A 26,360-nucleotide genomic window follows, 5' to 3' on the forward strand; every position below is an offset into this window, starting at 1 on the left:
CCATAAGAGCCTAACCGATCAGGAACGCTTATTTTACGTCAAACGTGAGCATGGAAGTGTCTTCAATAAATGCCGTCAGTCGGTCACCAACCTGAACCGGCCCAACGCCTTTGGGCGTACCCGTAAACAAGATGTCGCCCTGTTGCAGCAAAAAATACCGCGATACAAAGGAGATCAGGTAATCGATCTTGAAAAGCATCAGGCTCGTATTCCCTGTCTGGCGGGTTTCACCATTGATGTCCAGTCGGAAATTCAGGTTCTGTAGATCAGGAAAACTGGTTTTAGGAACGAAGTTCGAAATAGGAGCAGAGCCATTGAAGCCTTTCGCCAGTTCCCACGGTAAGCCTTTTGCTTTCAGTTTACTCTGCACATCACGGGCGGTAAAGTCAATACCGACGCCAATTTCATCATAATATTTATGGGCAAATTTCTCGTCGATGTTTTTCCCGACTCGATTGATCTTCACCAGAATTTCAACTTCGTGATGAACATCTGTAGAAAAGTCCGGGTAGAAAAAAGGCTCATGTTTCAAAGGAATGGCCGTTTCGGGCTTCATGAAAATGACCGGGTCCTCGGGTTGTTCGTTGTTGAGTTCCTTAATATGTTCGACGTAATTCCGGCCAACGCAAATAATTTTCATAGAGTAACGCGGATCTATTGCCCGCATCTGTGCAGACAGGCTGTCTGCGTTACATTAAACCAATACAAATGCCACAAATCTAAGGACTAAAGAGGGGCTGACCGCATCGGTTTATAAAAATTTGAACAATTCTAGTACTTTCCACGTCATATAACGTCAGAATATACTACCATTTAAAAACACGCGAAAATGAGAAAAGTAATAGTTATCATGTTGTCACTCGCTTTTGCTGTTACGGCTTGCGAGAAGGTACCCTTAACGGGTCGAAAGCAACTGATTTTGGTTCCTAATAATGACATGCTTTCTATGAGCTTTACGCAATACAAAGCATTCCTGGATACAAGTAAGGTTGTCAGCACCAGCAATGGTGATGCGGAGATGGTCAACCGGGTTGGTGATCGTATCCGTCGGGCCGTCGAAAGTTATATGAATAGCAATGGGTACGGCAAACGACTGGAAGGTTTCAAGTGGGAGTATCACTTAGTGCAAAGCAACCAGGTAAATGCCTGGTGTATGCCCGGAGGTAAAATCGTGGTTTATTCCGGTATTCTACCATACACCCAGAACGAAGCGGGTTTAGCTACGGTGTTAGGGCATGAGGTTTCTCACGCTATTGCCGAGCACGGTAACGAGCGCATGAGTGAAGGACTGGTTGCCAATGGCCTTCTTCAGGCGGGTCAGGTAGCAACCGGTATCGGTACATCTGGTAAAAGTGCACAAACGCAGGCACTATTTCAGCAGGCATTTGGTGTTGTTGGTCCTCTGGCTTATCAGTACGGCGTTGGCTTGCCTCACAGCCGTAAGCAGGAATCGGAAGCCGACCATTTAGGGCTGATCTTTATGTCGATGGCAGGCTATGATCCGCGGGAAGCGATTACGTTCTGGACACGAATGGCCAAGGCAGGTGGCGGTAAAGCACCCGCTGAGTTTCTGTCGGATCACCCGTCAGATGAACGCCGGATTGCTGACTTAAAAAAGTTACTTCCCGAAGCCCAGAAATTTTATGCCAGTGCCCGGTAAGGTATTGGGTATATGACAAACAGAAAAGCCGGAGTATGCACTCCGGCTTTTCTGTTTGTATCCGACAGCAAGAGGCTGTGAAGTAATTACAGTCCTGCAACTACCTGACGCACTTTTTCAGCCGCTTCTTTCAGCAGAACGGCTGATTGTACTTTCAGGCCTGATTCGTCGATGATTTTCGCACCTTCTTCGGCATTTGTACCCTGCAGACGAACGATGATTGGAACCGGAATATCGCCGATCGCTTTGTAAGCTTCAACAACACCCGTTGCCACGCGGTCGCAACGAACGATACCCCCGAAGATATTGATTAGGATCGCTTTTACATTCGGGTCTTTCAGGATGATCCGGAAACCAGCTTCCACCGTTTTGGCATTGGCACCACCTCCTACGTCGAGGAAGTTAGCGGGTTCGCCACCCGACAGTTTGATAATATCCATGGTTGCCATGGCCAGACCTGCGCCGTTTACCATACAACCGACGTTACCGTCGAGTTTTACGTAGTTCAGGTCGTTGGCAGACGCTTCTACTTCGAGCGGATCTTCTTCGGCCAAATCCCGCATCGCTTTCAACTCAGGATGGCGATAAAGAGCGTTGTCGTCCAGATTGACTTTAGCATCAACGGCCAGAATCTTGTTGTCCGACGTTTTCAGCACCGGGTTGATCTCAAACATGGAGGCATCCGTGTCGACGTACGCTTTGTAAAGCGACGTAACGAATTTCACCATTTCTTTGAATGCATCCCCTTCGAGGCCAAGGCCGAAAGCCACTTTGCGGGCCTGAAAAGGCTGTAGGCCAACCGCTGGGTCTATCCACTCCTTGACGATCTTTTCAGGTGTATGTTCGGCTACTTCTTCAATGTCCATACCACCTTCGGTACTGGCCATGATTACGTTGCAGGCTTTCGTCCGGTCGAGCAGAATACCGATGTACATTTCTTTCGGGTCCGATGGCCCTGGATAATACACATCTTCAGCGATGAGCACTTTATTTACCCGTTTTCCCTCCGGCCCTGTCTGGTGCGTAACCAGCACATTACCGATGAGGTTCTTGGTGATGTCGCGTACGGCATCTACCGATTTGGCCAACGCCACGCCACGCTGCTCAGAGCCGACGATCTGGCCTTTTCCGCGCCCACCCGCGTGGATCTGCGACTTAACCACAACAAACTTCTGACCTGATTGAGCGATCAGGAGTTTGGCGGCTTCAACGGCTTTCTCGGGCGACTCAGCGACAATGCCCTCCTGAATGCGGACACCGTACTTTTTGAGAATTTCTTTGCCCTGATACTCGTGTATATTCATGACAACTGCAACAAGGAGGATTGGAAATCGTATTTTTGTGCGGCAAGTTAAACAGGAAATGAGGAATGAGGGTTGACGAGTGAAGAATAATTACTCCGAATTCATTATTCTTCACTCGTCAACCCTCACTTTTCATTCTTCATTTTTGATGCAGTCAATCCTTCACACAACAGATATTCGCCGTAACTACGGCGATTTGCCCGTTCTTAAAGGTATCAATTTAGCCATCGAACCGGGCGAGGTTGTGTCAATCGTCGGCGCGTCCGGAGCCGGTAAAACTACACTGCTACAAATTCTTGGCACACTCGACCGGCCCGATGCCGGCGAGTTGCACATTGCTGGTCAGAACGTTTTTACGCTCAATGACCGTCAATTGGCGCAATTCCGGAACGAGCGCATTGGGTTTGTGTTTCAGTTCAACAATTTGCTGCCCGAGTTTACCGCCATCGAAAATGTATGTCTGCCGGGTTTCATCGCTGGCAAAGATGAGCAGGCGGTCCGGCAACGGGCCGAAGCGCTGCTTACGACGCTTGGTCTGCAACATCGCCTTACCAATCTTCCTTCGCAGTTGTCGGGCGGAGAGCAGCAACGGGCCGCTGTGGCGCGGGCATTGATCAACGAGCCTGCTATTGTTTTTGCCGATGAGCCTAGTGGAAACCTTGATTCGCGCAATGCTGAAGAACTCCATCAGCTATTTTTCCGGCTCCGGGATGAACTCGGTCAGACGTTTATCATTGTAACCCACAACGAAGGGTTAGCCGCCCTGGCCGATCGAACGGTAACCATCCGGGATGGACTTTTATTCACTTAATTGTGAAACGTATACGGTGATACTTACAGCTCTGTTGAGTAAATACACTCAAGATTTAGTGGTATTTTGAGTATTCAAATTTATTTAAACGCCTGTTTGTCAGTATATTGTCACTTGAGTTTAAAAAATTATTAAGAAAAAGAATCAAATTTTCGTAATTTTGTTTTATCATTGTGTCGAAAAGAAAAGTTTTTCATAACGTTGAGTAAATCAGAAAGCCAAGAGAGTGTCTCGCTTGGCTTTTTTGTTTGCCTATAATCGAAGATAGTCCGAAAAGGCACATAAATATCGGTAAGCGTAAACTAAAAAGTCCCCAGTCAGATTGACCGGGGACTTTTTAGTTTATAAAAGGCTGCTGAATTACATCATGCCGCCCATTCCGCCACCGCCTGGGTGACCGTGGCCACCACCGGCTGGAGCTTCTTCTGGCTCGTCGGCGATAACGCATTCCGTCGTCAGCAACAGACCAGCGATAGACGCTGCGTTTTCCAGAGCAAGACGGGTTACTTTTTTCGGGTCAATAACACCAGCTGCAAACAGATCTTCGAACGTGTCGTTTTTCGCGTTGTAGCCAAAACCACCCTGACCATCTTTCACTTTGTTTACGATAACGGAACCTTCGCCACCGGCGTTAGCAACGATCGTACGCAATGGAGATTCGAGAGCTACGCGGATGATGTTGATCCCCGTTTTTTCGTCTTCATTGATCGAACTGATCGCATCCAGAGCTGAGATCGCGCGGATTAGCGCAATACCACCACCCGTTACGATACCTTCTTCAACGGCTGCACGAGTTGCGTGCAGGGCATCGTCAACGCGGTCTTTCTTTTCTTTCATTTCTACTTCGGTAGCCGCACCGATGTAGAGGATAGCCACACCACCCGACAGTTTGGCCAGACGTTCCTGCAATTTCTCGCGATCGTAATCTGATGTCGTGTTTTCGATTTGGGCTTTGATTTGGTTTACGCGACCCGTGATATTGTCTTTCTCACCAACACCATTGACAATAGTTGTATTGTCTTTGTCGATCAGGATTTTTTCAGCCTGACCCAGGTATTCGATCGACGCATTTTCCAGTTTGAAACCACGCTCTTCGCTGATAACCTGGCCACCTGTCAAGATAGCAATGTCTTCCAGCATCGCTTTCCGGCGATCGCCGAAGCCAGGTGCTTTCACGGCCGCTACTTTCAGCGCACCACGAATTTTGTTAACAACCAGCGTAGCCAACGCTTCACCATCCACATCTTCAGCGATGATTAACAGAGGGCGGCCTGTTTGAGCAACTTGCTCCAGTACGGGCAGCAACTCTTTCATCGACGAAACTTTTTTCTCCGAGATCAGGATGAACGGACGTTCCAGTTCAACTTCCATTTTCTCGGTGTTCGTTACGAAGTAAGGAGACAGGTAACCCCGGTCAAACTGCATACCTTCTACGGTTTTAACTTCCGTTTCCGTTCCGCGAGCTTCTTCAACCGTGATAACGCCTTCTTTGCCAACTTTTTTCATGGCTTCGGCAATCATCGTACCGATTTCTTCATCGTGGTTAGCCGAGATAGTCGCTACCTGCTCGATTTTACCGAAATCATCACCGATAGTTTGCGCCTGTTCAGCCAGGTTTTTAACAACAGCAATAACGGCTTTGTCGATACCACGCTTCAGATCCATTGGGTTAGCACCAGCCGCTACGTTTTTCGCACCGATCGAGTAGATCGCCTGCGCTAAAACGGTAGCCGTCGTTGTACCATCACCAGCTGAATCAGCTGTTTTCGACGCCACTTCTTTTACCAACTGAGCACCCATGTTTTCCATGGCGTCCTTCAGTTCAATTTCTTTGGCTACTGTTACACCATCTTTGGTGATAACGGGTGAACCGAATTTCTTGTCCAGAATTACGTTCCGGCCTTTAGGACCAAGGGTTACTTTTACCGCATCGGCAAGGGTATCTACACCCTTCTTAATCCGCTCGCGAGCTTCGGTATCAAAAAATATTTTCTTAGCCATGATTGGTTAATAATGAATTATGAATGAAGAGTTATGAATAACAGAATAAAGCGAATCCGCCGAATAGTCTTCACGGGTCACGCTACATCCTTCACTCAATTAAAGGATTGCGAAAATGTCGGATTCACGCATAATGAGGTACTCTTTGCCATCGACGGTGATTTCTGTACCGGCATATTTGCCATACAGCACCGTATCGCCCACCTGAACCGTTAGGGGCTCATCTTTCTTACCTGTACCAACGGCAACGACTGTTCCACGCTGTGGCTTTTCTTTAGCTGTGTCAGGAATGATAATTCCGAACGACGTTTTTTCTTCGGCCGGTGCGGCTTCTACCAGCACCCGGTCGGCCAGCGGTTTCACGTTCACTTTAACGCTTTCCGTTTCTGCTACCATGATAATGAGTTGATTAAGGTTTTTAACTGTTTGTGTTTTGTACTTACACGACGGTTCTTGATCGCCAATTACTGTGCCAATACGTTGAACTGCCAAATTTTCCGGTTTAAGTCTGCCATACTGCCATTAGCTCTATTCATTAAACTTCATTCGGCAGATGGCCCCTTTTTAACGAACAGAATTTGGCCGTTTCCCAATCATTAGTTAGTTTAACAAAGTCATATACCTAAAAAATTAAGTAATCTGGTTTATGAAAAAATTACAACCTGACTGGTTTACGCAAAATTGGCTTGACGCCGAATATCAGAAGTATGTCGTGATGGCATACCTACAGGCGGTTCAGAAGAACTTCGTGGAACACAAACTTTGTCCGGACCTGCCTGAACTGCGAAGTCATTACGACGCAGGTATTCGTTTTTCGAGGGGCAAAGGTACGTTAAATGCGGCTTTCCCCAAGCGGGTTAGTCGAGTTACCGGCCCGCCACCCCGAATCGAATACAAATCTGAGGTAACGGACCCATCATTTATGGAGGAGGTGGACGCGATCATGGGATTTGCCTTGCCGCGCTTTCAGGCTATGCTGACCGAAGGACAACAGCGCTGGCTTGATATTGCCAATTCGTTGATACTGGCTCCTGTCGGTTTGTTGCCGCTACGTCCCAAGGAGGGCTATTTACTGCTGCATACGACTGATCAGACTGAGACGCATGTATATTATTTTTGCCTGACACTTTATTCGGATCAGGAACCGGGCGGGCGGTTGGTGCAAATGCGTTTTGTCGAGGCCGTCCGAAAAAGCCTGGTCAATACCGTTGAGAATATTAAACTTGATCTCATTCGGCGGCATCGACACCTGCCCAATCCGGCCACGTTTATGCTGGAGAGTCAGAAAAGTTATCCTATTCAGGAAACGTTGTTGCCCATTGCCCGGCAATTACTGGTTCAGGCAGTGGCCTAACCATACAGAAAAAGCCGTGCTCAAAAGGGCACGGCTTTTTCTGTATGGCGTACAGGTTTACTTCTGGGGTGTCAATGCCGAAGTCGATGCGCCTGGCGTCTGGGCACCGGGAGCTGCCTGGCTAGGGGCCGCCCCGTTGGCTGCGCTGGGAACGGGTGTTGGAGCAGCCGCGCCTGGTAAGGTCTGGGTTTGTGCCCGATCGACGTTGGCGCTGTTGATGCCGCCCACCTGCGTGCGGTCGATCATGATGTAAGACGCCAGCGACAGCACCATGACGGCGATACCAAGGCCCCACGTGATTTGCTCTAGCAAATCCGTTGTTTTCTTTACACCCATTAGCTGGTTAGAGCCTAAGCCGCCAAATTCGCCAGCCAGGCCTCCGCCTTTTGAGTTCTGAACAAGTACAATTAGAATCAGAAGAACGGTGAGAATACAAATGATGACAATAGTTGCCGTTATCATGAAATCAGTAGCTACCGGATCGCCGGTGCGTTAAACAGTTAAGACAGATAGGTACCAGCGAATAGGAGTGTTTTCACGATTCAGTCGATCCTCCGTCCGCACTCGTTAATTCGCTAATTTTTGCCGCAAAGTACGCTTTTTTTTCTGGGTTTTTCACTATTAGTTTCTCATAGATTTCCCGTGCTTTGTCAAGTTTCCCCTGCTTCTCCAAAATCCTGGCAAAACTTTCGGTTACCAGACTGCCACCAACGGGCTTAGTGCGTTTCGTTAGGTCTTCCTGCGTATGAGGTTCCCCTGGTTTAGCCCGCACGGGCGAAATGCGGGGCTCTTTCTTAATGAAGCTATCGATCAGGTCCAGCTGGCGCTGGCGTTCAATATCGGCGGGAGAGAGTGTTGGCTGAACGGGTGTTGCTTCGGCAATTTGAACGAGATCGTTCTGCAGGTTTGTTTCGATTAAGGTTGGGTCTTCGGGGGTAGGTGTGGTAGGAATAAATTCGGCAGGCTGCTCCTGCTGGCCGGGGAGTCGCAGCAGCGGTAATTTGGGGAATCCATGGCTAAGGCCCGCTTTCGACTTAAAAAGGGCATAGCTTTCCTGCTGATAATCGTCGGGAACCGGCACATGCCTGGCCGACAATTCGTTTAGTTTGGTCAGCAGGTTTTCCGACCATTGAAATTCATTCTCAATCAGCTTCCGTAACGCATTTCGACTTAAGGCGTGGGCCGCAGCCTGACGAACAAAGGAGACGGCCTGGCTCCGCTGATGGACCGATGCCGCTTTAGCCGTTAAGGTGTGCAGTGTTTGACAATAGGGATACGTCTCCAGACTTTCCTGTAACTGCAAAAAGTCGGTAGGAGCGAGGTCGTCGGGGTGAGTGACCCAGTATGAGAATGTTTCTTTATCGAGGGCGAGCACGAAGTATGTTACGATTTACGATGGAAAATTTATCCCTGTTCCGCTGAGCGATGCAATCTGCGAAAGTACCCTTTTCAGGCGTAAATTGTCAATGGTGGGCCGTGAATCTTTTACCAGTCGGCCGCAGTCTTGTTGAAAATATCCAGAACGATCTGGTCCAGAATTTTAGGCACCAGCCGGCTTTCGTTCTGACTTAATGTTTGACCCTGTGGAAAATCCTGATAGAAGGAAAAAGACTGTTCAAAGTTCTTTGTTTCGTCCTTGTTATTATAAAAACGGGCCAGAACGGTGATTTGCAGTCGGTTAACACCCGCCTGATCCTGGGCTGTCGGCGCAACGGCCAGCAGATCGTAGCCGGTAATGTTCCCTTCCAGAACCATATCCCCGTTGTTGGGCACAACCTTCAGGTTTGTATAGCGTTGGTAGTACTCCTTTAATCGTTCGTTGAACGTGAGCGGTAAGTTCGCGGGTCCGCCCGCCGTGGCCAGGGTAAAGTTATTGACCGTAACCGTTTTGATGGCTGGTGAGAGCGTCGTTCCCGTAAACGAATAGACTCCACAGGACGAAATAAAGAGTGAAGAGTTTAGAATGAAGAATAAGATGAGCAGCCCTTTCCTTTTGCTATTCTTCACGCTGGATTCTTCCTTCTTCATTAATTTACTCTTCATCAATTTCATATTGTTTGATTTTCCGATATAACGTACGCTCCGAAATACCGAGTGCCTGAGCGGCATACTTGCGCTTGTTGTTGTTGCGCCGAAGCGCTTTCAGAATCATTTCTTTCTCCTGCCGCTCAAGCGAGAGCGAATCATCTTCTTCCGTTTCGTGGGTTACGTCTTCTACTTCCGTGAGGTCGTTCACGTCACCATCCACGTCGTCGTAAATCTGCACGGGTGGATGGCTGCCATACGTTTCCGAAGCTGGTGCCGTAGCTCGTGGTGGAGCCGCTTCGGGTCTGACGCTCCCGTTGACGGGTGGCAACAGGCGTGCTGTGTTGGTTTCGGCCAGCGGTCGATTGTCGGCATCGGACGAAATCGAATCGAATAAATCTTTATGTGTGTGCAGAATCTGCCCGCTATCCTGGCCGTCGCCCATCAGCACATCGCGAACGAGCTTTTTAAGGTCATTGACATCCCGGCGCATATCGAACAGCACTTTGTAGAGCAGATCCCGTTCGGAGAAGTTGTCGGCTCCTGCACCACCGTTTGCCTGCGGAAACAAGGCGACTGTCCGGTTAGGCGTCTGTTGTTGCGGAAGGTATTTCGACAAGGTTTCCGGGTCGATAGGCTTATTCTGTTCCGATTCCAGAATGGATACCTGCTCGGCAATGTTCTTCAACTGCCGGATGTTTCCCGGAAACGGATACTGCACCAACACCTGTTTGGCAGCGTCGGTCAATTGCAGGGGTTTTATGCGATAGCGTTCGGCGAAATCGGTCGTGAACTTGCGGAACAGCAGTTCGATGTCCATTCCGCGTTCGCGCAGGGGGGGCACGAAAATGGGCACTGTGTTAAGCCGGTAATAGAGGTCTTCCCGGAACTTACCCTTCTCCACCGCTTCCATCAAATTGACGTTGGTTGCGGCTACGACCCGTACGTCCGTTTTCTGCGTTTTCGACGACCCTACCCGAATAAATTCACCGTTTTCAAGCACGCGAAGCAGCCGGGCCTGCGTTCCCAGGGGCATTTCACCAATCTCATCCAGGAAAATGGTGCCTCCGTTCGTCGTTTCGAAGTAACCTTTCCGGGAGTCAACAGCGCCGGTAAATGAGCCTTTTTCGTGGCCGAACAGTTCAGAGTCGATGGTGCCTTCTGGAATGGCCCCGCAGTTGATGGCAATAAACTGACCGTGCTTACGGGCACTCAGGCTGTGGATGATCTTGGAAAAAGACTCTTTACCACTACCACTTTCGCCCGTAATAAGCACCGTCAGTTCGGTAGCGGCTACCTGCATCGCTACGTTGATGGCGTAGTTGAGGCCGGGCGCGTTACCAATTATACCGAAGCGCTGTTTAACGCTTTGAATTTCCTGTAGATTCATAAAAAGTTTACGGTATTCGGTACCCGGTTTTCGATGGGTTTCCTGCTGGATAACCTGGTTTGTCGAAAACCGAATCGTGTAAACGCTAGACTACCTCTCCCCGTAGCGTTGCTGACGTACATTCGGTCACTAATACGTTGACATACTGGCCTTTCTGGTGATCTCCTTTGGGAAAAACGACCATTTTATTCTGGTCATTGCGGCCGCAAAGAAAGTCATCAGAACGTTTGGAGGGGCCTTCGATCAGTACGCGTTGTACCTGCCCGATGTGTCGTTGGTTCCGTTCGGCAGAGTGCCCGAGCTGACGAGCGATAATTTCGTTCAAACGGCGTTTCTTTACGTCCTCCGGAATATCATCGGCGTATTTTTTTGCCGCCAGTGTACCCGGCCGTTCCGAGTAGGCAAACATATAGGCGTAGTCGTAGCGAACGTAATCCATAAGCGACAGTGACTCCTGGTGTTCTTCTTCCGTTTCGGTGCAGAAACCTGAAATTATATCAGTCGATATGCCACAGTCGTCACCCAGAATCTCCCGAATACGGTCGATCTTACCGATATACCAGGGCCGGTCGTAGGTTCGGTTCATCAGCTTCAGCACCCGGCTGTTGCCGCTTTGGGCAGGCAAATGGATGTAGTTGCAAATATTATCGTACCGGGCCATGGTGTGTAGTACGTCGTCGGTAATATCCTTTGGATGCGAAGTCGAGAAGCGAACCCGAAGATCGGGATGGATTCGGGCGACCCGTTCGAGCAGAAGAGCGAATGTTGTCGTATTAGGAGCGAGGAGGGAGGAGTCAGGAGTTACTGATGCATCCGTTTTTGCTGACGCTTCAGCAACTCCTCGCTCCTCCCTCCTCGCGTCTAATACCCACTTATACGAGTCCACATTCTGCCCCAGCAATGTAACTTCCCGATATCCCTGATCGAAAAGATCCTGGGCTTCGCGGACAATGCTGTGGGGATCGCGGCTTCGTTCGCGGCCCCGTGTGAAAGGGACGACGCAGAAACTGCACATATTGTCGCAACCACGCATGATCGAAACAAAGGCCGTTACGCCGTTGGAATTCAGGCGAATAGGCGCGATGTCGGCGTAGGTTTCTTCGCGGGAGAGAAAAACGTTAACGGCTTTCTGGCCCGATTCAGCTTCCTCAACCAGTTTAGGGATGTCGCGGTAGGCGTCGGGGCCAGCCACAATATCCACTACTTTTTCTTCTTCGAGGAGTTTGGTTTTCAGGCGTTCGGCCATGCAGCCAAGTATGCCGACCATGAGTTCGGGTTTCTGGCGTTTGAGTCCGGTAAGGTGCTTCAGCCGGTGACGAACTTTCTGCTCGGCGTTGTCGCGGATGGCGCAGGTATTCAGAAAAATAACATCCGCTTCGGTAGCCGATGAAGTGGTTGCATAACCTGCATTACGCATGACGGCCGCGACAACTTCGCTATCGGCAAAGTTCATCTGGCAACCGTAGCTTTCGATATACAGCCGTTTTTTGCCTACAGCCAACTCATCTTCCGATGTACGGGGGAGGTCAATTTGCTCTTTGTCGGCAGGTTGCAGTATAGTCAGTTCGGGTATGAGCGTCATAATAGTCTAAAATCGATGATCATGATCCGTTGCCGATCAAGGGTCGTGAATCACAGTTTGCTTACGAAACCGTAAAATTACGAAGAAAGCCCCGATAATGCTGTCATTTTGGCAGTTTTTGACGTTAAAATACCTTAACTAAGAGAGGAATAAACGGATACCAGCGTGCGGGCAGGATCGTCTAATCCTGGAGTGTGCACAATCGGCCTCCCTGGCCGATGAAGAATCGGACCGAGGATAGTAATTTGGTTAATTACAACAGAAAACGACAAACCTAGCTAGAAAGGATAGCCAATTCCGAAGTTAATGACCAATGGGTTGGCACCACTTGTCAACTTGCCCAGAGAGAATTCGGGGAGGATAAATCGATGGTCTACCAATTTATTATCAGAATCTAAGTAGCGCCGGGCGGGGTCCCAAACTTTGATGCCCCCATCAAAACGAACGACGAAAAAGGAAAAGTCAAAACGCAATCCGACGCCCGTACCAACCGCAATCTGCGGGAAGAATGTATCGAACCGAAAGACAGAGCCCGGTCGGGAGGGGTTATTTGTCAACGTCCAGACATTGCCGGCGTCGATGAAAAGGGCACCGTCTATATCGGCCCCCAAATGAAACAAGCGTCCGCGCAGTTCGGCAGAACCTTCGAGAAGCACGTTGCCCGGCTGCTCGAAGAGATAAATAAACTGATCATTATCCTTGTTGATGGCGGGTACAGAAGGGTCGGTCTGGTAAGGAAAGGCGGAACCGGGTCCCAGACGACGGGGCAACCAGGCACGGACGCTGTTGCTGCCCCCCGCAAAAAAGAATTTTTCGTACGGAACCGGGCCGCCATCGGGGCCATACCCATAGGCAACCCCCGTGTTAATGCGAAACGCCACGGTCGTACGATTTCGAATAGGAACGTAGTGACGGAAATCAACGTTGCCCCGCAGAAACTTATAGAACTGTAGCCCGATGCCAGTCCTTTGGTCACTCCATTCTGAAATGATTCTGTTCGGTAAAAAGTTGAGTGTCGTTCCACCCGATTCAATTACCGCCCGAAGAAAATTAGCTCGTCGGTTTTGGCCTGGAACATTCGTGTTGTATGTGTAGGCAAAGCTAAAACTTGAACTTAATGAACGTCGGAAACTCAAATAAACGGTACTGCCTTGCCTTCTTAATGAATCTAACTGAGCATTGAAGGCTTCGGTAATAACGGTTGATGTGCCATTGCCGGCATTGATCAGGTTAATATCGGCGATCAGAAAGTTGAACTGTTTGGTAGGGGTTGTTTGCCAGGTATAGGCCATGGTGGCCCGAAGAAGCGACCGCCGGAAGTCGGGCCGAAACGTGTTATTAAAGCTCAGACTGATTTGGGTTCGGGGCGCAAATCGCCTGAAGGCAAAGCGAACAGGCCCCGGAAATAAAATTTGCGGAAATGTCAGGGAACTACTTATCCCTAATTCCTGGGACCTATAAACGACATTATTAAGATTATTCGGATCAGAGACAAAGCCCGTTTGTGCTTCCAGTCCATACCGGAGTGTCGTTTCGAACGTTTCCAGGCCACCAAACATATTCCGGACCCGGAATATCAAACTGCCAAATCCCCCCGGATAGCCTATGCCCTGGTAAAGCAAACTCGTGAAGCCTCCCTCGGCTGTTGCTTCGTATTTGTCTAATGGCGTGGCCGTAATGAGCGTTTTCAGTCGGCGATTCGTGGTATCGATGAAGTTAAGATTGACAAATTTGAATTGGTTCAGCAGGAAGAGTTGCCGCTGGGTATCGCGGTAATTCGTCTGGCTATACAGTTGGTTGGGACGGAGCAGAATCTTCGAATCCAGCAGGCGCACGGATAAGTTACGCCCGCTGAGCAAATACCGAACGCCATTGCGATTAACGGTATCAAATTGGGTGACAGGCGCCACGGGTATATTTATGGCCCCCGTTGAATCCAGGGATCTATCGACGGCTGGCAGCGATTCGGCCGAACTGATCTGCATCTCTACTTCCCCAATGTGATAAATCGGGTGGGCCGACTGCTCCGGCGGATTCATGATTTGAAGCGTGACATCGACATTGCGCCGTAGGGAATCGCCCGGTTCAAGGCCGTCGCGGAAACGGCGATCGTTGCCCCGGCGAACTGTATCGACATCGGTTGCCCGAACATACTGCCGGGAGAAGGTGTAATAGCCCTGATCGCGCAATAACGTTTCGATGCGGAGCCGCTCACCCGACATGTTCTCAAAATCGAACCGTTCTCCTACCTTAAGTTTCGATTTATCGAACGATTGCCGAACGATGGAATCTACCCGCGGATCGGCAATTTCGTAGACGATGTTGCGCAAATAAAAGCCCGCGTTTTCCGTAACCAGGTAATTGACCCGAATCTGGCTTCGGCGCAGGGTATCGAGCGTATAGGCTGTTTTTGCGTTGAAAAAACCTTTATCGGACAGGTACTTCCGCATCTTCGCCACATTGGCCTGCGCGTCTTTTTCGGAGAAATAGGAGGGTGGTTCGCCCAGGTTTCGCATGACCCAGTTCCCCTCTTCGGCTTTCTGACGAAGGCGTTTCAGTTGACGGCCATAGCGCCGATTTAGCTTCTTGAGTTCTTTCGGTTGATTGGCGACCAACTGGCTTTGCTGTTCAAATTCGTTAGTTTTGGCCTGTAAGTTGCGCAACGCTTCATTCCGGTCGTACCGGCGCTGGCCGAGTTGGTACAGCCATAGCTGCGTGGTGATAGGCAGGCCAAGCAGTCGCCGGTTCGGCTTTTGCGGAATCAGGCTCAGCAGGTTTTCGCTGGATATGGCCCGGTTGCCCCGTACCGTTTGTGACGTGAGGATGTAGCCGTTTGTCTTTAACTGTTTGGAACTCAGACAGCCAGCTAACGAAACGACCAGTAGCAACAGACTAATTCGCGATGTAGCGTGTAGGGTAAAGGATGCGTAGCCCGCCAACCAATCATATACCTTACATCCTATACCATACATCTTGATCATGCTTTCTAAAAATAGACTTAAATATATTCAGTCGCTGCACCAGAAAAAATATCGGCAGCAGCATGGCGCGTTTTTGGTCGAAGGGGCCAAGAGCGTTCAGGAGGTGTTGCAGTCCGACTTTCAAACGGAACTGCTCGTGGCGACTGAAGAATTTTACAAAGAAAACGCTCACCTGACAGATCACCAACGAACGCCCGTCGAAATCGCGTCAGTGGCCGACCTTCAGCGGGCCGGAACCCTCGAAAGTAATAATGCAGCCCTGGCTGTGGTCAGAACGAAAGAGAACCGCCCTCTATTGGCCGAACCCGATGAGATTGTCCTGATTTTAGATGATATTCGTGATCCGGGTAACCTGGGCACCATCCTCCGCATTGCCGATTGGTATGGCGTGCGTAAAGTCCTGTGCTCCGAAACCACCGCCGATGTGTACAACCCCAAAGTCATTTCGGCCAGCAAGGGGTCGTTTACGCGGGTGAACTGGTGGTACGGTGATCTTGAACAGGTTTTACAGCAGTCGACGCAGGCCGTGTATGGCGCTTTTCTAAATGGCGAAGACGTTCATACGCTGGATTTTGGCAAGTCGGGTTATCTGGTCATGGGAAATGAATCGAATGGAATACGGCCTGAGACAGAACAGTATGTTACCCAGCGGGTTACTATTCCCCGTTACGGCGATGCTGAATCACTCAACGTGGGCATTGCGACGGCTGTGTTGCTGGATAACTGGCAGCGGGTCATTACGGCTAAATGAGTTTGACTGAAATTTTACCAAGACAGAGATCCCGCAACGGCGGAGCCTCTGTTTTGGTAAAATATGACGGGAGTTCCGGGTTTAGAGGACTTTATGTATCACATACTTCGTTTATTTTTATTGGTAGCGGGTAGTCTTGCTTTCTTGCCGACCGATGAAAAGTCGGTTGGGCCCGTTGTTTATGGACAGTTTCTGGCCGATAAAGAAGCGTTTCAGCAATCACTACAGCAATTAACCGGGTATGTGACGACCGATGTACCTGCCGATTCACTCCAGGCCGCCTTCAAGCGAAGTCGGCTGGCCTACAAGCGTCTCGAATGGTTGCTGGATTATTACCAGCCATTTTTGGCTAGTCACGTCAACGGCCCCCCGGTTGTCGACGTTGAAGGAACGGAGCCGGGGCAAACGCCCATTTTACCGACGGGTCTGCAAGTGATAGAGCCATTTTTGTTCCCCGCTTACGAACCGTCCCGAAAAGCAGATCTCACCCGCGAATTAACCGTATTGCTGGCCTATGCGTCTCGTCTGGAGCAGGGCATTCCCGCCGATCAGTTAACGGACACCAACCTCCTGGATGCCATGCGGCAGCAGCTATTCCGACTGCTCACCGCAGGAATCACAGGCTACGATGCACCCGAGGCCAAAACGGGGCTGTCGGAAGCGGCTTTGAGCCTTCACACCCTTCAGGATGCGTTTAAGCCGTATGCCAACCGTTTGTCTGTACCAACGTCTGCCCAGCTCGATCAGCGCTGGACAGACGCGATCCGTGTTCTGGAGACGGCGGCTGATTTTGCTGTTTTCGATCGGGTTACCTTTATCCGGCAACAGCTTTACCCACTTTGTCGGGCGTTGCAAGCGGCCCGGCAGGAACTCAGGATTCCGGCCGCTGCCACCAGTCGTTTTCTGTCGCCAACCGTGGCCACGCTCTCCGACTCGGGCGCTTTTCGGCCTGACTATCTGATTAATTTTGGATCGTTCACCAGCACTCCGCAGAAAGTAGCTTTGGGCAAGACCCTCTTCTTTGAGCCGTTGCTATCGGGCAATAATGCGCGGACGTGCGCTTCGTGCCACCAGCCCGAGCGGGCGTTTACGGATGGGCGACGTAAAAGCCGCTCGTTCAGTGGTCGGAAGCAAGTACTTCGGAATGCGCCGACGCTCATCAATGCGGGTTTGCAGAATGCTCAATTCTACGATTCCCGAGCGTTTTACCTCGAAGATCAGGCGCATGATGTGCTTAGCAGTGCCCATGAGATGCGCACATCGCCAGATGAAGTTGTGCAGAAACTGGCGACTAGTACGGCCTATAAAAAAGCCTTTGCCCAAGCTTTCCCGGCTGGATTAACTGCGGCAAACGTACGTAATGCGCTGGCGTGTTATGTTCGTAGCCTGACGGGGCTGAATGCCCGCCCGGATCGTTACCTGCGGGGCGAAACGGTAGCATTGACGGCCAGTGAACAACTGGGCTTCAACTTATTTCTGGGGAAAGCCCGGTGTGCTACCTGCCATTTTTTTCCAATCTACAATGGGTTTGTGCCGCCCCATTACGAAAAGACGGAGAGCGAAATTATTGGCGTACCGCTTTGCCGAAAAACAAAACATGCCAAACTCGATACGGACTCGGGGAAATATAACACGTATCAGAAAAATCTGCATCGGTTCGCTTTCAAAACCCCTAGTGTTCGGAACGTAGCCCTTACCGCGCCCTATATGCACAACGGCGTCTATCAAACGCTGGAACAGGTCGTTGATTTCTACAATCGGGGTGGCGGCCGGGGAATTGGTATTCGGCTCGATGGACAAACCTTGCCCGAAACAGCTCTCAATCTGACGAAAGGAGAGCAAAAAGCCCTGGTCGATTTTTTGAAAGCTCTGACGGATACGACAGGACTGAGCCACCGCCCCGCTCGACTGCCAACGATCGATGGCAGCACAAACCTGAACCGGCGAAAAGCCGGTGGTCGGTATTAGGAGGAACACTTACTATCTTTACGGCAAATTTTCCGTAACAACCGATGAAAAGAGTCCGCAAATTCTACGACGACTACAAACCGTATATCTTCTCCGACGGGTGGTACTATGTGTTTATCGTCGTTTTCATTCTGATCATGTTTATCTTTTTTTCCTGAGTGGCTAATCGCTCGGCCGTTCTGGCCATTATAAATCCGCTGTCTGGCACCACGACCGTTGCTCAGAAAGCCCTGCTTCAGGACGCTTTCATGCGTCGGGCGGAGGCTCTCGGCTTTGCCCCCGAAGCCATTTTTACAACGCATCCGGGCCACGCTACCGAATTGGCACAGGCCGCTGTTGAGCGGGGCGTCAATCGGGTGCTGGCCATTGGGGGCGATGGCACCATCAACGAAACGGCCCAGGCGCTCCGGCGCTCGGCAACGGCGTTGGGCATTGTTCCCATTGGTTCCGGAAATGGGCTGGCGCGGCATCTGGGTATTCCGCTGGTTCCCCTCAAAGCCATTGAGCGGGCACTCAACGGCCGACCTGTGGTTATTGATAGTGGTGAAATTAATGCGCACCCCTTCTTCTGCACGGCCGGGATGGGTTTTGAAGCCTACGTGGCTCATGCCTTTGCCCGGCAGCCCGTACGAGGTTTGCCCACGTATATTCGCACGGCGTTTCAGGCCTTCCGGCAATATAAAGCGCATTCATTCAGGGTTGATGGGCAGGAGCGGACAATATTTTCGCTAACGTTTGCCAATGCCGGTCAGTTTGGCAATAATGCCTGGATGGCACCCACCGCCAACATTGCCGACGGTCGGCTGGAGCAATGCGAAATTCGCCCTTTTCCCGTGCAGGCGGCCGGTATGCTTACCTGGCGTTTGTTCAACAAATCACTCAACCAGTCAGCTTACTGGCACGGTCAATCCATTACCAACGCAACGGTGCAGACTGAGGGCCCTCTACTAATTCATGCCGATGGTGAACCCCTGACACTCGCATCTGGTCGGGCCGATGTACGCATCTTGCCGGGAAGTTTGCTGGTGCTGTTGTAACTCTCCTCAATTCATTCGTGCAACATAATGCTGAAAGCCCGATATTTGCCCCGCAAAAACCATTCTGACAACAGGCGTAAAATCGCCGGGTGTCCTTTCTTCAGATGTCTCAAAAAGTAGTTCTTGCCTTTAGCGGAGGTCTCGATACCTCCTTCTGCGTTAAATATTTGTCCGAAGACCGGGGCATGGATGTGTATTCGGTGCTGGTCGATACGGGCGGCTTCTCGGATGACGAACTCAAAGCCATCGAGGAGCGGGCGTACTCGCTGGGGGTGAAATCCCACGTGACGATTTCCAAAACAGACGACTACTACCAACAATGCCTGAAGTTTCTGGTGTTTGGTAACGTGCTGAAAAACAATACGTATCCGCTTTCGGTGAGTGCCGAACGGATTTTCCAGGCCATTGCAGCCGCCGAATACGCCCGCGAAATTGGCGCGTCGGCCATTGCCCACGGTAGTACTGGTGCTGGCAATGACCAGGTGCGCTTCGATATGGCATTCCGGATTATTGCGCCCGATGCCGAAATCATTACGCCCATCCGCGATTTGCGTCTGTCGCGCGAAGCCGAAATCGAGTACCTCAAGGCGAAAGGAGTTGATCAGGAGTGGCATAAGGCCGCCTATTCGATCAACAAAGGTTTGTGGGGTACATCGGTTGGTGGAAAAGAAACCCTGACATCGGATCAGTTTCTGCCCGAATCGGCCTGGCCAACGCAGGTAAGCAAAACGGAGCCGGAGACCATCACACTTGTTTTCCAGCACGGAGAAATCAAGGAGGTTGCCGGTGAGAAATTCGCGAATTCGGTCGATGCTATTCGGAAAGTGACCGAACTGGCCGGACCGTTCGGTATTGGTCGTGATATTCACGTTGGCGACACGATTATTGGTATCAAAGGCCGGGTGGGCTTCGAGGCACCAGCGCCGTTGATTCTTATAAAAGCGCACCATGCGCTCGAAAAACACGTGCTGGGCAAGTGGCAGCTGTACTGGAAAGAGCAACTGGCCAACTGGTATGGCACCATGCTCCACGAAGGTCAGTTTATGGATCCTGTCATGCGAAACATCGAGATATTCCTGGCCGATACGCAGGCGCACGTTTCGGGTAAGGTCCATGTGTTGCTGGCTCCTTACCGTTTTCAGGTGCTCGGTATTGAGTCGGATCATGACCTAATGTCGTCGAAATTTGGTTCTTATGGCGAAATGAACAATGCCTGGACCGGAGACGACGTGCGGGGCTTCTCGAAAGTGGCCTCCAACCAGGTGATGATCTACGAGAAAATCAATAACCAGTAATTAGTGATTGGGAAGACAAGAAAATATTGTGCGCCCCGAAGCGTATCGTATCCGTTGCAGCTACTCGATGTTGCCGTAGATGCCTACGCCCGTGGCTACCATAAGCGGAGAAAGCCTGTAGAGGTCGATACCAATGCTCCCCGGTTTTTATTAATGATGTCAGGGCACCTAGGCGATGCCCTGACCTTGTCTTACCTGTTTCCGCTCATTCAACAAGCCTATCCTGCCTGCGTAATCGACGTAGTGGCGGGGGATTGGTGCGATCCTATTCTGGCCAATAACCCCTACATCCGCCGGTTGATTCACCTCAACCACGCCAACACCAATCGCCGGTCAATCAGTAAGTTCGCCAAGTGGCGTGATCATATTCGCACCACAGAAGCCGCCATCGAGCTCTTAACCAAAGAAACATACACGGCGTCGGTGGATGTCCGATTCTCGGATTCGCCGATGCACTTCCTGCTGCCCTCGATCCGGGTGCAGAAAGCCGTCGGTTTTGGCTCGCGGGGGTTTGGTGGTTTGCTGGATGAGGAGTTCTTTTTGCCCGATGGTGAGTTTCATCATCTGGACGTTATGCTGGACGTACTGCGCTCGATCGGCGTGCAGGCCAGTTTATCGGATATCCAGCCGTACTTCAATTTTCCGGAATCCGCCCGCGTAACCGTTCGGCAAAAATTGCCTTTTCTAAATGCCCGACCGGTGCTGGTTTTGTTTCCGGAAAGTGGGGAGGCCAGCCGTTTTTTGCCTACTAGTTTCTGGCAGCAATTGGTAGAACAACTGCTTGACGAAACGGATTTTGTCCTGGTAGGTTGTGGTCAACTGCCGCAAACGACGCAGTTGATGGACCAGTTGGCCGAAGCGTACCCCGATCAGCGCGACCGAATTCACAAAGCGGTGAATCTACTGTCTTTAGCGGAGGTCGCTGCGTTGGCAGAACAGGCAACGATTGCGTTCACGCTGGAATCGTTACCTGCCCATTTGTGTTCTATTTTTTGCCCGACCGTTTCCTTTTTCAAAAACGGCACCGGGCTACAGTTTTTCCCTCTGGCGAACTATCCAGAGCTTGTATTTCATAACCACCAATTCAGCCGTGGTTTGACCATTGACCGGCCTGGTTTTACGAGTGTCTATGTTGACCAGTTCAACGAAGACGTAGCGAATCAGGCCCTGCAATGGCTGCAAACGATGGTTGTCAAGAAAGCATGACAGATAAAATCTCAGTAGGTATTATTGGCGGAGCGGGTTATACGGGTGGTGAACTGCTGCGTATTCTGATCAACCATCCATTTGTTGACGTCGCGTTTACGCACAGCAAAAGCCAGGCAGGAAAACCAGTCTGGTCAACACATACCGACTTACTGGGCGATACCGACCTGACGTTTTCGGGTCAGGACATAACGGAATTACTGGCTCAGGAAGGCTTGGACGCTATCTTTTTGTGTTCAGGCCATGGGGCTTCGGCTACGTTTATGGCCGATCATGATGTCTCGGACGATGTGGCGGTCATTGACCTTAGCGCCGATTTTCGTGATGAGCACGACGACTTCGTGTACGGTCTTCCGGAACTTAATCGGGAGCGTATTCAGGAAGCGATGCGCATTGCCAATCCCGGTTGTTTCGCCAGCAGTATTCAACTGGCCCTGTTGCCCCTCGCCAAAGCTGGTAAGCTCACCGCCGATGTACAGGTGAGCGCCATTACGGGCAGCACCGGCGCGGGCCAGGCCCTGGTACCGACAACGGGCTTCACCTGGCGGAACAACAATGTATCGATTTACAAAGCCTTCACGCACCAGCACCTGGCCGAAATTAGGCAGAGCGTGAACCAGCTCGATCCTGATTTCAGCTCTGCGATCAATTTTGTGCCTTACCGGGGCGATTTCACCCGCGGTATCATGGCCAATGTATACACGCCATTTGCCGGAACCCTGGACGATGCGAAAGCTTTGTACCGTACCTATTACGAAGCGCACCCGTTTACGCATCTGAGCGATGCCCCGGTGGATATAAAACAGGTGGTCAACACCAACAAATGCCTGCTTCATCTGGAAGTACACGATGGACAGTTGCTGATCACCAGTGTTATCGACAACCTGACGAAAGGCGCAGCAGGTCACGCTGTTCAAAACCTGAACCTCGTTTTTGGCTTACCCGAAGACACGGGATTACGCCTTAAATCAGTGGCGTTTTAGCCAACGAAGACAACTGTTTTTTGCCATTTCTTTTACCAGGGTCAACCCAGGACTTGTCCATCGGAACGATGAACTAATCCCCGGTCGACCTTGTCTTTTTAGATATGGCAAAAAAAGAAATTCCACACGCTGCCCCAACGGACGCGAAGGATCAGGTGAGCTGGCGCGAACGCTTTGCCGCGTTGGGTAACCTGCCTGCATTTTTTAAGTTAGTCTGGCAGGTTTCGCCCGGTTTGTTTCTTGGCAATGCTGCACTGCGTTTAATTCGGGCGGCTATTCCGGCGGCTACGCTGTACGTCGGCAAATTGATTATTGATCAGGTCGTTAGTCTTTCCCGGCATACGTCCGACGATTCTAATTACATTTGGTGGCTCGTTGGGGCTGAATTTGGGCTGGCGATCTTGTCGACGGCCCTGGCCAGGGCCGTTGCCTTAATGGATGGGCTGCTGGGTGATCTGTTCGCCAATCAGACCTCTATTCGGCTGATGGAACATGCGGCCACACTCGATCTGGAACAATTTGAAGACGCTACCTTCTACGACAAACTAGAGCGTGCCCGACGCCAGACGACCGGCCGGACGGTGTTGTTGTCCGGCGTATTTGGGCAGGTTCAGGAACTGATTTCGGTTGGTTTTCTGGCGGCTGGTCTAGCGGTTTACAACCCCTGGTTATTGCTGCTGATTCTGTTAGCTGTAACTCCTTCGTTTATTGGCGATAATTACTTTAATCAGCGCAGCTATTCGTTGTCCCGTTCCTGGACACCCGAACGGCGCGAACTCGATTATCTCCGCTTCATCGGGGCCAGTGACGAGACGGCTAAAGAGGTTAAGATCTTTGGGCTATCCGGTTTTTTAATCGATCGTTTCCGGTCGTTGTCCTGGGAGTATTATCTGAAAAACAGGGCAATCGCTATTAGTCGGGCCGGGTGGGGAACGCTCTTGACGGCGCTCGGTACGGCGGGCTATTACGGTGCTTATGTCTGGATTGTGATGCGGGCCGTCAGCGGCCAGATTTCCCTGGGTGATCTAACCTTTCTGGCCGGTTCGTTTCGGCAGGTACGGGCTTCGCTGGAAGGAATTTTGCTCCAGTTCAGCAGCCTGACCCAGGAAGCCATTTACCTGCAGGATCTATTCGATTACTTCGCTATCAAGCCGCTCATTCATTCGCCTAAAACAACACGCCCTTTTCCGAACCCAATTCGGGAAGGATTTGTGTTCGACAATGTTGGATTTAAATACACCAACTCCGAACGCTGGGCATTGCGAAATCTCACGTTTACGCTTCAGGCTGGCGAGAAACTGGCACTGGTCGGCGAAAACGGGGCCGGTAAAACGACCTTGGTCAAGCTACTGGCCCGGCTCTACGATCCGGTTGAGGGCCGTATATTACTCGATGGATATGATTTGCGGGAGTATGACCTGATGGAGCTTCGGCGTAACATCGGCGTCATTTTTCAGGATTACACGCGCTTTAAAATGTCGGCGGGAGTCAATATCGCTGTTGGTGATATCGACGAACGAACGAACCAGCCGCGCATCGAAGCATCAGCGCAACGGAGTCTGGCCGATATTGTCATTGCCAAACTCGCTGGTGGTTACGACCAGCAGCTGGGTCGCTCGTTCGGTAAGGGCGTCGACCTGTCGGGGGGCGAGTGGCAAAAAGTGGCGCTTGGTCGGGCCTACATGCGCGATGCCCAGTTGATCATACTGGATGAACCGACGGCCGCGCTCGACGCCCGCGCTGAATACGAAGTTTTCCAGCGCTTCGGTACACTGACCGATGGTAAGTCATCGGTTATTATTTCGCACCGGTTCAGCACTGTCCGGATGGCCGACCGCATTCTGGTTTTGGAAAACGGGACCCTGCTCGAAATCGGAAGCCATTATGAGCTTCTGGAAAAAGACGGCCGCTACGCCGAATTATTTGGCTTACAGGCGAGGGGATATCAATAGTAATGGGTGTAATATTGGGCACGAATTTGAAGCATCGCGCCATTTTACAAACGTATAAACCTTTACTTGATCATGAAAAAACTCACGCTTCTTCTCGCATTTCAGGCCATAGGCGCTGCGACTATGGCACAGACACCTATTATACCATCGGCCGAAATACAAATTAAAACGGCTGTGTTGGCGGCCCCCGCCGACAAGCGCGATGGGGCTACGGTGTATGGCTATTCCGATAAAAATCAGTTTGTCATTTTGCGGAAGGGAACGAATGAACTGGTGTGTCTGGCTGATGATCCGGCTCAGAAAGGGTTGAGCGTGTCGTGCTACCACCGTGATTTAGATCCGTTCATGGAACGGGGTCGGGTATTGAAGCAGGCGGGTAAAAAACCAGCCGAAATCCTGGCCATGCGTGAGCAGGAGGTGAAGGCTAAGAAACTGAAAATGCCTTCGCATCCGTCAACACTGTTTTCGTACACGGCAAAAGATGAAAATTATGACATGGCTACCGGAGAGGTTACCGATGGCTATCTGCGTTATGTCGTTTACATTCCCTATGCGACTGCCGAAAGTACAGGCCTGCCCCTGAAGCCCGAAGCGCCCGGTATGCCCTGGATTATGGACCCTGGCACCCACCGGGCACACATTATGATCAATCCGCCGGTGTCCACGACGGCTGCTCGTTAATGGGTATTGGCTAATCTCTTGCCCATCGTTGAGGGTCGAAGCCGCAATAAGCCACCAGGGCAAAAGAAAGGAATCGGATCAATCAAGATCACAGATGCATAGGCCGCTTATGACCCGATATAGTGAAAAGGCACTACTGACATTCGTTATGTATTTTCTGTTTGTCGGCTCCAATGGGGTTCGAAGCCAGGTTATTGATTACTCGCGCATCAAAGCATCAGGAGGTGCCCATAGGCCAGCGCTGGCACCAATAGCACCAGCGGATTCTGCGCGAAAAAATAAACCCAGCGTACTGACGATCAAGGTCTTTTCGGGCGACATTACCAGGCCGTTGACATCGGCCTTTGCTGTTATGACGTCGCGAGTCACCAACCGGACCGAACGAGTTGCCATTGCGAATGGGCAACTCGTTCGGGTATTCGAAAAGCCTGATAACCTGTCTATTGACGTGAGTGCCGCAGGGTATAAGTCGGCCCAGCGCATCATGACAATCACGCTCTCTCCTCAGGGTAATCGGTACGAGTTCGATGCGCAACTGGATCGGATGACTATTGGCCTGACGGTATCGGCCGTTGACAGGACAACAAACAAAATTATTCCCGACGCCCGCTTTACCATCAGTAGTAAGATTAGTGGCATGACATCCATCACCCTCACCCCCGATGCGACCACGGGTTTGTCTAAAATAGAATTACCGAGCAAAGGGACCTACGTGGTGAGCAGTATAGCCAAAGGGTATGCTGATTTTGTGAAGCCGATAAAGTTGGACAGCGCCCAGAATGAAGCGCGGTTTATTCTGACAGCCAGCCTAAAGCCAGAAACGGTTAAGCCCCAGGCCTTGCCGGAAATATCAGTCGTTGGTAATGCGAGTCCACCAGGTCCGCCTATCGACAAGCCCACTATACCGACTCCGGTAGACAAACCAATAAGCTCAGAAGTTCAAACGGCCGTCAGGCAACCATTTGGGGCCATCGAAAAAGGGAAGCCTATTCAGTTGAATAATATTTACTTCGATCAGAGTAGCCCTGTGCTACGGCCGCAATCATTTACGGAGCTAGATCAGCTCGCTGCTGTTCTGTTAGCCAATCTAGCTCTACAAATCGAGATTCGGGGGCATACCGACAATCAGGGTGACTTTGATCTGAATGTAAAGCTTTCGCGGGACCGATGTCAGGCAATTATTGACTACCTGCTTGGCAAAGGCATTCAAAAAGCACGATTGAAAGCGGTTGGCCGTGGACCCATCGACCCAATTGCCCCCAATAACAACGAAGAGAACCGCCGGAAAAACAGGCGTGTGGAGTTTGTGGTTATCTGAATCCAGATTTGGTCGATCGTACTGATTTGGCTCATCCTACTTCGGTTTTAAACGCCGGAAT

General features: G+C 50.8%; 22 protein-coding genes. 12 read left to right on the plus strand and 10 right to left on the minus strand.

Annotated elements, in window-relative coordinates; all coding sequences use genetic code 11:
- Positions 1-28 precede the first annotated feature (28 nt).
- Positions 29-640, minus strand: a complete 612-nt coding sequence (locus ACYU8Y_RS25660; protein WP_460941026.1) for a fumarylacetoacetate hydrolase family protein — start codon at positions 638-640, stop codon at positions 29-31.
- A 189-nt stretch (positions 641-829) separates the two neighbouring features.
- Here ACYU8Y_RS25660 and ACYU8Y_RS25665 point away from each other — a divergent pair, with 189 nt between their 5' ends.
- Entirely contained in the window at positions 830-1,660 is an 831-nt protein-coding gene (locus ACYU8Y_RS25665; protein ID WP_460941027.1) for a M48 family metallopeptidase, read from the plus strand.
- A gap of 86 nt (positions 1,661-1,746) precedes the next feature.
- Here ACYU8Y_RS25665 and sucC read toward each other — a convergent pair whose 3' ends face one another.
- The gene (sucC, locus tag ACYU8Y_RS25670; RefSeq protein WP_460941028.1) at positions 1,747-2,964 is read right to left on the minus strand and encodes an ADP-forming succinate--CoA ligase subunit beta; all 1,218 of its coding nucleotides are present in this window, start codon (positions 2,962-2,964) and stop codon (positions 1,747-1,749) included.
- A 148-nt stretch (positions 2,965-3,112) separates the two neighbouring features.
- Here sucC and ACYU8Y_RS25675 point away from each other — a divergent pair, with 148 nt between their 5' ends.
- Entirely contained in the window at positions 3,113-3,775 is a 663-nt protein-coding gene (locus ACYU8Y_RS25675) for an ABC transporter ATP-binding protein (protein WP_460941029.1), read from the plus strand.
- A gap of 360 nt (positions 3,776-4,135) precedes the next feature.
- On the opposite strand, the gene groL is transcribed toward ACYU8Y_RS25675, so the two are convergent.
- The gene (gene groL, locus ACYU8Y_RS25680) at positions 4,136-5,776 is read right to left on the minus strand and encodes a chaperonin GroEL (protein WP_460941030.1); all 1,641 of its coding nucleotides are present in this window, start codon (positions 5,774-5,776) and stop codon (positions 4,136-4,138) included.
- 99 nt (positions 5,777-5,875) lie between these two features.
- Positions 5,876-6,172, minus strand: coding sequence for a co-chaperone GroES (locus tag ACYU8Y_RS25685; RefSeq protein WP_460941031.1), 297 nt, complete (start codon positions 6,170-6,172; stop codon positions 5,876-5,878).
- 250 nt (positions 6,173-6,422) lie between these two features.
- Between ACYU8Y_RS25685 and ACYU8Y_RS25690 the strand changes: the two genes are divergently transcribed.
- The gene (locus ACYU8Y_RS25690; RefSeq protein ID WP_460941032.1) at positions 6,423-7,130 is read left to right on the plus strand and encodes a hypothetical protein; all 708 of its coding nucleotides are present in this window, start codon (positions 6,423-6,425) and stop codon (positions 7,128-7,130) included.
- A gap of 57 nt (positions 7,131-7,187) precedes the next feature.
- Here ACYU8Y_RS25690 and secG read toward each other — a convergent pair whose 3' ends face one another.
- The 6 genes from secG to tamL all read right to left on the minus strand — a co-directional run bounded on the left by secG (position 7,188) and on the right by tamL (position 15,108).
- Positions 7,188-7,592: a preprotein translocase subunit SecG gene (secG, locus tag ACYU8Y_RS25695; RefSeq protein WP_460941033.1), complete on the minus strand. Its 405-nt coding sequence runs from the start codon at positions 7,590-7,592 to the stop codon at positions 7,188-7,190.
- A gap of 73 nt (positions 7,593-7,665) precedes the next feature.
- On the minus strand, positions 7,666-8,505 hold the full coding sequence (locus ACYU8Y_RS25700) for a hypothetical protein (RefSeq protein WP_460941034.1): 840 nt from the start codon (positions 8,503-8,505) through the stop codon (positions 7,666-7,668).
- Positions 8,506-8,615: 110 nt separating this feature from the next.
- A complete protein-coding gene (gene lptE / locus ACYU8Y_RS25705; protein WP_460941035.1) occupies positions 8,616-9,173 on the minus strand; it encodes an LPS assembly lipoprotein LptE in 558 nt (185 codons plus the stop codon).
- On the minus strand, positions 9,163-10,545 hold the full coding sequence (locus ACYU8Y_RS25710; RefSeq protein WP_460941036.1) for a sigma-54 interaction domain-containing protein: 1,383 nt from the start codon (positions 10,543-10,545) through the stop codon (positions 9,163-9,165). The genes lptE and ACYU8Y_RS25710 overlap by 11 nt, the downstream gene beginning before the upstream one ends.
- A gap of 85 nt (positions 10,546-10,630) precedes the next feature.
- Positions 10,631-12,127: a MiaB/RimO family radical SAM methylthiotransferase gene (locus ACYU8Y_RS25715; RefSeq protein ID WP_460941037.1), complete on the minus strand. Its 1,497-nt coding sequence runs from the start codon at positions 12,125-12,127 to the stop codon at positions 10,631-10,633.
- Positions 12,128-12,405: 278 nt separating this feature from the next.
- Entirely contained in the window at positions 12,406-15,108 is a 2,703-nt protein-coding gene (tamL, locus tag ACYU8Y_RS25720; protein WP_460941038.1) for a translocation and assembly module lipoprotein TamL, read from the minus strand.
- On the opposite strand from tamL, the gene ACYU8Y_RS25725 reads away from it, so the two are divergent.
- From ACYU8Y_RS25725 to ACYU8Y_RS25765, 9 genes are all read left to right on the plus strand, one after another.
- Positions 15,107-15,859 carry a TrmH family RNA methyltransferase gene (locus ACYU8Y_RS25725; protein WP_460941039.1) on the plus strand — a complete coding sequence of 251 codons (753 nt, stop codon included), beginning with the start codon at positions 15,107-15,109 and terminating at the stop codon, positions 15,857-15,859. The genes tamL and ACYU8Y_RS25725 overlap by 2 nt on opposite strands.
- A gap of 93 nt (positions 15,860-15,952) precedes the next feature.
- Complete coding sequence (locus ACYU8Y_RS25730) at positions 15,953-17,827, plus strand: cytochrome-c peroxidase (RefSeq protein WP_460941040.1); 1,875 nt, start codon at positions 15,953-15,955, stop codon at positions 17,825-17,827.
- 158 nt (positions 17,828-17,985) lie between these two features.
- A complete protein-coding gene (locus ACYU8Y_RS25735) occupies positions 17,986-18,864 on the plus strand; it encodes a diacylglycerol/lipid kinase family protein (protein WP_460941041.1) in 879 nt (292 codons plus the stop codon).
- A 104-nt stretch (positions 18,865-18,968) separates the two neighbouring features.
- Complete coding sequence (locus ACYU8Y_RS25740) at positions 18,969-20,159, plus strand: argininosuccinate synthase (protein WP_460941042.1); 1,191 nt, start codon at positions 18,969-18,971, stop codon at positions 20,157-20,159.
- A 3-nt stretch (positions 20,160-20,162) separates the two neighbouring features.
- A complete protein-coding gene (locus ACYU8Y_RS25745) occupies positions 20,163-21,365 on the plus strand; it encodes a glycosyltransferase family 9 protein (RefSeq protein WP_460941043.1) in 1,203 nt (400 codons plus the stop codon).
- On the plus strand, positions 21,362-22,348 hold the full coding sequence (gene argC, locus ACYU8Y_RS25750) for an N-acetyl-gamma-glutamyl-phosphate reductase (protein WP_460941044.1): 987 nt from the start codon (positions 21,362-21,364) through the stop codon (positions 22,346-22,348). The genes ACYU8Y_RS25745 and argC overlap by 4 nt, the downstream gene beginning before the upstream one ends.
- Before the next feature lie 104 nt (positions 22,349-22,452).
- Positions 22,453-24,300 (plus strand): ABC transporter ATP-binding protein, encoded by a 1,848-nt coding sequence (locus ACYU8Y_RS25755; RefSeq protein ID WP_460941045.1) that lies wholly within the window; start codon positions 22,453-22,455, stop codon positions 24,298-24,300.
- A gap of 72 nt (positions 24,301-24,372) precedes the next feature.
- Positions 24,373-24,981 (plus strand): hypothetical protein, encoded by a 609-nt coding sequence (locus ACYU8Y_RS25760; RefSeq protein WP_460941046.1) that lies wholly within the window; start codon positions 24,373-24,375, stop codon positions 24,979-24,981.
- A gap of 109 nt (positions 24,982-25,090) precedes the next feature.
- Complete coding sequence (locus tag ACYU8Y_RS25765; protein WP_460941047.1) at positions 25,091-26,299, plus strand: OmpA family protein; 1,209 nt, start codon at positions 25,091-25,093, stop codon at positions 26,297-26,299.
- Positions 26,300-26,360 lie beyond the last annotated feature (61 nt).

This window comes from Spirosoma humi (assembly GCF_054776575.1).